The sequence below is a fragment of the Johannesbaptistia floridana genome, assembly GCF_057440575.1.
The window spans coordinates 1-7,609 of the sequence record NZ_JALKVM010000333.1 but is presented as its reverse complement, the minus strand read 5'-3'; the positions used below and the strand labels follow the sequence as shown (position 1 = coordinate 7,609).

Genomic DNA, 7,609 nt, shown 5'->3' with positions numbered 1-7,609 from the left:
GCAGGGAGCACCGGAGCAGGGAGCACCGGAGCAGGGAGCACCGGAGCAGGGAGCACCGGAGCAGGGAGAGGGGGAGAAGGGGAGAGGGGGAGACAATTTTCCCCAAATGCCGCAACAGCGATGTTGTTATTTTTATGGTATTATTTTTTTAAATAACCATTATCGGCAAACATCCTATTTAGAGAGATAAGGCATAATAAACTTACCAAAATTTTGATACTCACATGAGTTAAAATAAAGGTACAAATTAAAGTAATTAATATACATAAAAAAGCAACTATTTGATGAATCTCATCGTGAGTATGAATACTTAATAAAATTACTCCCATACATATAGATAAAACCAGTAAACTAACTACTAACATGGTTATTCCTCTTCAAATTTTTAGTTTTCGAGTCATTGGTTATTTATTGGTGGTTAGTCAGGGCTGTTTCATTCATTTTTTTATTTCAAAATGTAACGTTTAAACGGTAGGCTTTTTACTATGTTTTTTAAAAGAAAAATAAATCCGAGATTTATTATTAGCAAAAAATCCCCTCTCCCTGCTCCCTGCTCCCTGCTCCGGTGCTCCTCCTCACCATTTTCTTTGTCAAGAACGAAACAGCCCTGGTGGTTAGTAATCAATCATAGATATATACAAACCGTAAATGACTGAAGATAAAAAACGAAGAACACATAACCAATGACAGTATTATTTAGACTAAATAAGCTTCTTGATGGGTTTTAATTGTGCAATCAGATTTAGCATAAGCAACACAAAGTAAAACATATCCTTTGGCAATTTGATCGTCATCTAAGAAACTTTGATCTTCTTGATCTACTTCTCCTTCGACCATTCTACCCACGCAACTAGAACAAGCTCCCGCACGACAAGAAAATGGGAGATCTAAATTCTGTTCTTCTGCTGCATCGAGAATATATACATCTTCAGGAACATCGATAGTTACATCTATTTCGGGGGGTTTATTTTTTTTCCCTTTGATTAGGCGAACTTTGTATGTAGTAGTCATAATTTTCTCCTGTTACTAGTGAATTATTTTCTCATTGATTTTTTTTGATAGTTCCTTCTTAGGAATGGGCTAAAATAGAGATGCTGAGCTAATCAGGAACTATAGATTATCGGTACTAAACTCTTTGAAACAATTAGCTGCAAGGCACAGCTTCTGGAGTGCAATCTCCTACCGAGAAAGATTTGCCACAACCACAACTAGCGGTAGCATTGGGATTTTCAAAAGTAAATCCAGCTTGAGTTAGAGTTTCAACAAAGTCAATTACAATACCTTCTAAGAATGGAGCACTCTTGTTATCAAGATAGATATTAACTTTGTCTTGTTCATAAATTAGATCGTCACTTTCGGGATGATCTACTATATCTAAGTCATATTCAAAGCCGCTACAACCGCCATCTACAGCTTTGACACGAACTCCTTTTTCAGTATTGTCTAGATCTCCATTGGTACGGATAAAGCTACGAAGTCTAAAAGCTGCTTTTTCAGTTAAGTAAACTGTCATGGAATTTCTCCTTATAAGTTAATAGTTGTTTGTTTTTGGTACAGGTAACTAATGCTCAGATCTTGCATCTTTACCCAAAGTTACTGGTTGTGGTTGAGTAATGAGTAATGAGTAATGAGTAATGAGTAAAAGAATTGATCCCAACCCCTTAAAAATTGATTCTCGCCTGTTGGCCTATTTAGTACTTTTGCACTTGCGTGCTTTGGTCTAAGTAATCTTTGGTGGCTGCAACTGAGCTTCAACGCACCGGGAAAGGGGATTCCTTCGGGATCGCTTTTTAAAGAAAGCCTTCTAAAAAGTCGATTTCTCAAAGGTTGGCACTGTATCTTGATGTGCTTCTCTTGCTGTATCACTGGGTATGTTTCCACAAACTGGACAATCAGGATCTTTATACAGACGAAGTTTGCGAAATTCTAAATTAGCTAAGTCCATATTTAGTAACTGTCCTAGAAGAGGTTTTCCCAATCCAGTAATGAACTTGATAGCTTCTAAGGCCGTTAAACAGGCAAGAGTTCCAGAAACGGCACCAAGCACTCCAAAAGCACGACGATCCCAATCAGGCTTCTCTGGAAATAGACAAGAAAGACAAGGGGTTTGGCCTGGTACGATAGTAGTTAGATAAGCCTCCATACTATTCATGGCAGCTTCTACCATAGGTTTATGCCAAGTTACACAGGCACCATTGAGTAGGTCTCGTTCGGGGAAATTATGAGCACAACTAAGAGCGATATCACAATCTTGGACGAGGGAATTAACATTCTCTGCCGTGACGTATTCGGCGATCGCCTCAACTTCTACATCAGGATTAATTTGAGAGAGAGTTTCTTTAGCCTTAATCACTCTTGGTTTCCCCACCCAATCATCAGTCATTAAAATTTGACGATTGAGATCATCGAGACGTAAATCTCCACCTCGAACTAGAACTAACTTACCGATGCCAGCTACAGCTAAATAAAGAGCTACTGTACCGCCTAAACCACCCACTCCCGAAACCAAAGCGGTTGTATTTTTTAGAGTCTCTTGTCCTTCTTTACCTAATCCAGACATTTGAATTTGGCGACTATAGCGTTCTAGTTCTTTGGGTGTTAACATTATTTTTCCTCAACCTTTTTGTTTAAATCCTCTAGGGAAACAAAATTTTTCGGTTTAGATTGAAATACTTTGAATAGCTTTGTTTCTAGAGGACTAGAACTCAAGAAAACTTGGTATGCTTCTTCCAAAGCCAGACGATATTTTTCTAATTTTTCTGTGTCACTTACTTCTGGAAAAGCCTTATCTACTTCTTTAATTAACACAGAAAATTGCTTTAAGATATGAAGGCGATTAATGTTAACGAAATTGCGATCGTATTCAATATCAAAAAATTGTAAGTAATCTTCTGCATCTGTTAATTGTTGGAATTCTGTTAGAGTTTTTGGCTTACTGTCAGTCATGGTCATGATAATTGCTTCTCCCAAGCTTTTAATTGTTGTTTGAGTTCTGCTAACTGGTGATAAATCTTGTAAGTTTTAGTGGCTTCTTCAATCAGAAGGTGGTAATCTGTGGGCAAACCTTCGGCGAGATCGTGTAGATCCATTTTCATTTGCCCTGCTTTGCTGTTGAGACGTTTGATTTTTTGCTTCAATTCTGCAACAGTTTCGGGTGTTGGGGCGTTTACTTCAACTGAAGTCATTTTCTATTCCTAATTATTGATCAATTAATTAAGTTTTTTTGTTCACTGTTAACAATTTAGGCATTTGCTGTTTCTGGAAATTTCTCTATAGTTTCGATACCTAAATTAACTAATCTATCTCCTTGGTCTGCTAATTTTTTCAAGGAAGGATAGCCAAAGCGTTGAGCATCTCGTAAAGTACGAGACAAGACCATTAAACGTCCTGTCCAGATAATTGCCCAACCAAAGCCTTCATGGGAAAGATCAATCACTACTTGACAGAGTTTGCCTGTTTTTTTCTCGATGCAAGAGGCGATCGCTCTATAGAAACAGAGAACCCTTAGTTGTGTAGCTGGATCTACATCTCCTTCCACAGAAATTTGGCTTTTCTTCTCTTTGGTAACCACATAATTGGCTAACACCAATTCATCTGACCAACTGCGGTAAACGCCGTAGTGATCTTGAGCGCGTACTTGGAGTACTAGTTCTTGAAGAAACATATTTTCTTCGACAATATTAGTGGTAGTTTCGGGTTTAATATTTGTAGTAGTCATGATTATGCTGATTTAGTGAGTTTTTATTGGTAGTGATTAGTTGGAAGTTAGTTGTTTTGATTCTTCTTCATCATCGAAATCAAAACGAGGAGTATTTTTACCGAGAGCTTTACGTAACCAAGGAGGAGGAGCCTTCAGTGTTTGGACCAAACTGTCCAAAACCTCAGTAATTTCCTCTTCTTGACTTTCCGCTTTCAGGGGGGTAATGTGGTTTTGAAGTAACCGAGATGCAGCACTGCCTCCGATCGCTGAAACATAAACGATCGTACAATCGGCAACTGCATTAATTTTCGGTACTAATTTATCTTCATTACCATCTTCTTTGAGGTCTCCCCCAAATTCAACTGTATTGAGAAACTGATACCCCTCAGAAGAGACATCATAAATATCAACTTTTTTAGCCCAACCAAAATGAGCATTGATGTGAACGTTATCTTGAGTAGCAAAAGCAACCTTCATAGTTTTAAAACTCCTGAAATTACTAAGAAACAAAATCTAAATATTGACTAGCTTTAGTAACAGCACCTGCAATATTAATTTCCGCTGATTCAATAAGCTGTTGTAAAGAGAGAAAACCAAAACTCAAATCTCCCCACATCAGTGAACACAAAACGAGAACTCCACCACAGCAAATAACTGCTGAACTTAATCCTTTATCCCTCAAGTGAACAAAGGTGTTTGTGGAATGACCTGTTTTGCTCTCAATAATTGTCCCAATTGCCCGATAAAAGGCACTGGCTAAAACTTTATTGAGAGGAGCTGAAATCATTTTCTTCCGTGAAACTACTTTTTGATTGGCAGAGACAATCAATTGATTGAGAAGAAATTCATCAGACCATTGGCAGTATTGATTAACAGTATCTGAATGGCGAATTTGCTTAATTAATTCTTGAAGAAAAGGATGTTCAAACTCTGATGATGGTTTTGGTTTATTTATGGTCACTCTTTCCCTGGATTTAAAATCCAGGACTTGAGAGTGAACAGGTGATGCAGTTAAAACTTGACTCATTTTGGATCTTTTGTACTAATTATGGTGATGTTTTCCTGTTGTGAAGCTAGGGTAAATCAAAAAGATTTTCTAATGTCCCAAATCAATGAAAATATTTCCCAAATCGAATAGCAACTGCATTGTGCCTCTATAGCCTACTAGGCAACGAGACCCATTACCCAGACGGTCATAAATGGGATAACCCATGCGATAAAGAGGGATATGAAGTTTATCAGCTAAGCCTTTTCCCTGAGAGTTGGTAATAATGAGATCTGAACCTATCGCTAATTTTTCTAAGTCTTCTAAATCTCCAATAATTACTTCCTCAGTGGGCAATTTTTCCAGTATGGGTGAATTGGTAGTGGTTACTGCCCCTTGAATTTCTACTCCCATTTCCTGGAGTAACCAGCTTGTTTGATAGAGTAGGTCTGGTTCTAGGGCCAAGGAAACCTTTTTGCCTCCTAGATAGAAATGGGTATCGAGGATGGCATCTTGTAGTTGACGACGCTGATGCTGATATTTTGCAGGCACTTGGGGTTTAGTTTCCTGATTGCCTGAATTCTGGTTATTTTGAATCTGGGCTAATAGCCATAAAAACTGGTCTACGGCATTTAAACCTGTGAGGCGGGGTAAGACCTCATAGTTAGTACCAAATTTTTGTTGCAGGATTTCTGCGGCGGGGCGCATACTTTCACCAATAGCGATGGTCAAGTGCGATCGCTCTAGTTGTTGTAATTGGGATAAACGAGTGCCACCGGGGGTTTTAGTATTATAGTCATCATCTAAATGCCCATCCACGGAACCAGATAAGTCAGGAATAACTAGAGGATTTAAGCCAAACGCTTCAACAATTTCTTTGATTTCCTCTACATCTCCAGGACCTAGAAGTGAACCTGCTAAGATAGTTATCTGTTTGATGTCAGTTTCACTCACAGTGTCTGCTGGTTTACCATAATCATTAGCCACAATTGATTGAACCGCGGCGGTAAAACCATCTTGCAAAGCCCCTTTATAATCGGGAGTGGAGACAAAGATAATGGGTAAATAATCTAGCTCAGGATGACGTTTACGAATAGATTTAAGAATTCCATTCATATCATCTCCCCTAGTTTCAGTTAACCCTGTGGTCAACAACCCAATCATCTCAGGTTGCGCTTTTTCTACTAGGGTTAAAATTGCTTGCTCGATATTTTCCTCACCTCCCAAAATTGTTGTCACCTCAGTCATAGCCGTAGTAGCTAGGGGAATTGCTTCGCGAAAATGTCTAACTAGCAAGACTTTGGCAAAGGCAGTACAACCCTGAGAACCATGGAACAAAGGTACAATTCCTTTTAATCCTAAAAAAGCTAAGGCTGCACCCAAGGGCGGACTCTGTTTTAGAGGATTGACAGCTACAGGTTTTTTTGTCTTAGTGATAGTAGTCATTTATTACTTGTTACCTCCTCCCAAGGTGCAGGTTGGCGAACTTGTTGCCAAATAGGGCTGTGAAGGACGCGATCAAATTCTTTGGCCATTTCTAGGAGTCCTACATATCCGGCGTAGGGTTTATGGCGTTCTTGGTTGATATCTAAAAAAGGAATACGAGCTTTTAAAGCTGTGTATTGATTCCTTCCCCCAGCTACGAGCATATCCGCATTAGTCTTTTCAATAACTCGTAATAATTCTTGAGCGTTACCCTTAGCTAGAGCAATACCATCTTTACCCAATAACTGTTTAATTTTGGCTTTGTCTTCTTCGGTACTTTTTTTAGTACTGGTTGCGGTTACTTCCATACCTAAGTCTTGAGCTGCCGAAAGCACAGACCAACTTTTTACCCCTCCGGTATATAAAACCATGCGTTTGCCTTTGAGTTTGGCACGATAGGGCGCTAGGGCTAAATCCAGCTTGGCGGTTTCTTCGGCGATTACTGCTTCTACCCGTTGTTTTAAGTCTTCATCACCGAATTTCTCAGCAATATTCCGCAAACAACGGTTCATATCAGCAATACCATAGAAAGACTCTTCGATATAGGGGATGCCATAACGCTCCTCCATTTTTCGGCCCATGTTAATCAAAGCTTTAGAACAAATCATTACATTGAGCTTGGCACGATGAGCGTAGCGAATTTCAGAGAAGGTGGCATCGCCAGTAATCTTGGCTAGAACACGAATGCCAACTTTTTCTAAGAGAGGTAGTACACCCCATAGTTCTCCAGCAATATTGTATTCTCCAATCAGGTTAATATCGTAAGGAGTGGTATATTCAGGCTCGGCAGTACCAACTACATAATCTAATAAAGATTCTCCAGCTAATCTATTACCGAGATTTTTACTACCAACAAAACCGGGAGAATTAACAGGAATGACTGGGGTAGCAAATTTATTAGTAGCTGCTTCGCAAACTGCATCTAAGTCATCCCCAATTAGAGCAGTAACGCAGGTGGAGTAAACAAAGATAGCCGGAGGGTCATAGTCTTTGATAATTTGGGAGATCGCTTTGTAGAGTCTTTTTTCTCCCCCAAAAATAATGTCATTTTCGCTGATATCGGTGGTAAAACCAATTTTATAAGTAGTTGCATCAGAGGAAAGACTGCCACGACTACCCCAAGAATTACCGGCACAGGCGATCGGTCCATGAACCAAATGAGCGGCATCGGTAATGGGTACGAGGGCAATGCTCGCTCCATCAAAGGCACATCCTCCTTGGGCTGCTCCTGGTTTTGCTTGTTGAGTACAAGCTTTGTTCTTGCCTTTTTCTTTTTTGTGATTGTGTTCGCAACCTGGTTCATTGAGTAGGTCAGCGATTTTAGGCTTAGTCATGGTATTATATATTTCTCTATTTTAGATTTGCTACCCTTGGTCTGGTCAAACTCATATCTTGCACCAGTACTTATGTACTAAATTAACCTCAGAAAAAGTTCATTT

Annotated in this window: 11 protein-coding genes; 1 reads left to right on the top strand and 10 read right to left on the bottom strand. The window is 39.3% G+C overall.

The window, feature by feature from the left end; all coding sequences use genetic code 11:
• Positions 1-190 (top strand): hypothetical protein (locus tag MW688_RS18875; protein ID WP_486737560.1); only part of this gene is annotated, 190 nt, incomplete at its 5' end.
• A 506-nt stretch (positions 191-696) separates the two neighbouring features.
• Here the strand turns inward: MW688_RS18875 and MW688_RS18870 are convergent.
• The 10 genes from MW688_RS18870 to nifE form a co-directional block, all read right to left on the bottom strand.
• The gene (locus tag MW688_RS18870) at positions 697-1,011 is read right to left on the bottom strand and encodes a 2Fe-2S iron-sulfur cluster-binding protein (RefSeq protein ID WP_486737559.1); all 315 of its coding nucleotides are present in this window, start codon (positions 1,009-1,011) and stop codon (positions 697-699) included.
• 133 nt (positions 1,012-1,144) lie between these two features.
• Positions 1,145-1,513, bottom strand: a complete 369-nt coding sequence (locus tag MW688_RS18865) for a HesB/IscA family protein (protein ID WP_486737558.1) — start codon at positions 1,511-1,513, stop codon at positions 1,145-1,147.
• Between the two features lie 291 nt (positions 1,514-1,804).
• On the bottom strand, positions 1,805-2,608 hold the full coding sequence (locus tag MW688_RS18860; RefSeq protein ID WP_486737561.1) for a HesA/MoeB/ThiF family protein: 804 nt from the start codon (positions 2,606-2,608) through the stop codon (positions 1,805-1,807).
• A complete protein-coding gene (gene nifW, locus MW688_RS18855) occupies positions 2,605-2,952 on the bottom strand; it encodes a nitrogenase-stabilizing/protective protein NifW (protein WP_486737557.1) in 348 nt (115 codons plus the stop codon). The genes MW688_RS18860 and nifW overlap by 4 nt, the downstream gene beginning before the upstream one ends.
• Positions 2,949-3,185 carry a CCE_0567 family metalloprotein gene (locus tag MW688_RS18850; protein WP_486737556.1) on the bottom strand — a complete coding sequence of 79 codons (237 nt, stop codon included), beginning with the start codon at positions 3,183-3,185 and terminating at the stop codon, positions 2,949-2,951. Before MW688_RS18850 ends, nifW begins: the two co-directional genes overlap by 4 nt.
• A gap of 56 nt (positions 3,186-3,241) precedes the next feature.
• Positions 3,242-3,718, bottom strand: coding sequence for a NifX-associated nitrogen fixation protein (locus MW688_RS18845; protein ID WP_486737555.1), 477 nt, complete (start codon positions 3,716-3,718; stop codon positions 3,242-3,244).
• Between the two features lie 36 nt (positions 3,719-3,754).
• Positions 3,755-4,177: a nitrogen fixation protein NifX gene (gene nifX / locus MW688_RS18840; protein ID WP_486737554.1), complete on the bottom strand. Its 423-nt coding sequence runs from the start codon at positions 4,175-4,177 to the stop codon at positions 3,755-3,757.
• 22 nt (positions 4,178-4,199) lie between these two features.
• Positions 4,200-4,727: a DUF269 domain-containing protein gene (locus MW688_RS18835; RefSeq protein WP_486737553.1), complete on the bottom strand. Its 528-nt coding sequence runs from the start codon at positions 4,725-4,727 to the stop codon at positions 4,200-4,202.
• A gap of 69 nt (positions 4,728-4,796) precedes the next feature.
• Complete coding sequence (gene nifN, locus MW688_RS18830) at positions 4,797-6,131, bottom strand: nitrogenase iron-molybdenum cofactor biosynthesis protein NifN (protein WP_486737552.1); 1,335 nt, start codon at positions 6,129-6,131, stop codon at positions 4,797-4,799.
• Entirely contained in the window at positions 6,128-7,504 is a 1,377-nt protein-coding gene (nifE, locus tag MW688_RS18825; protein WP_486737551.1) for a nitrogenase iron-molybdenum cofactor biosynthesis protein NifE, read from the bottom strand. Before nifE ends, nifN begins: the two co-directional genes overlap by 4 nt.
• Between the last annotated feature and the right edge of the window lie 105 nt (positions 7,505-7,609).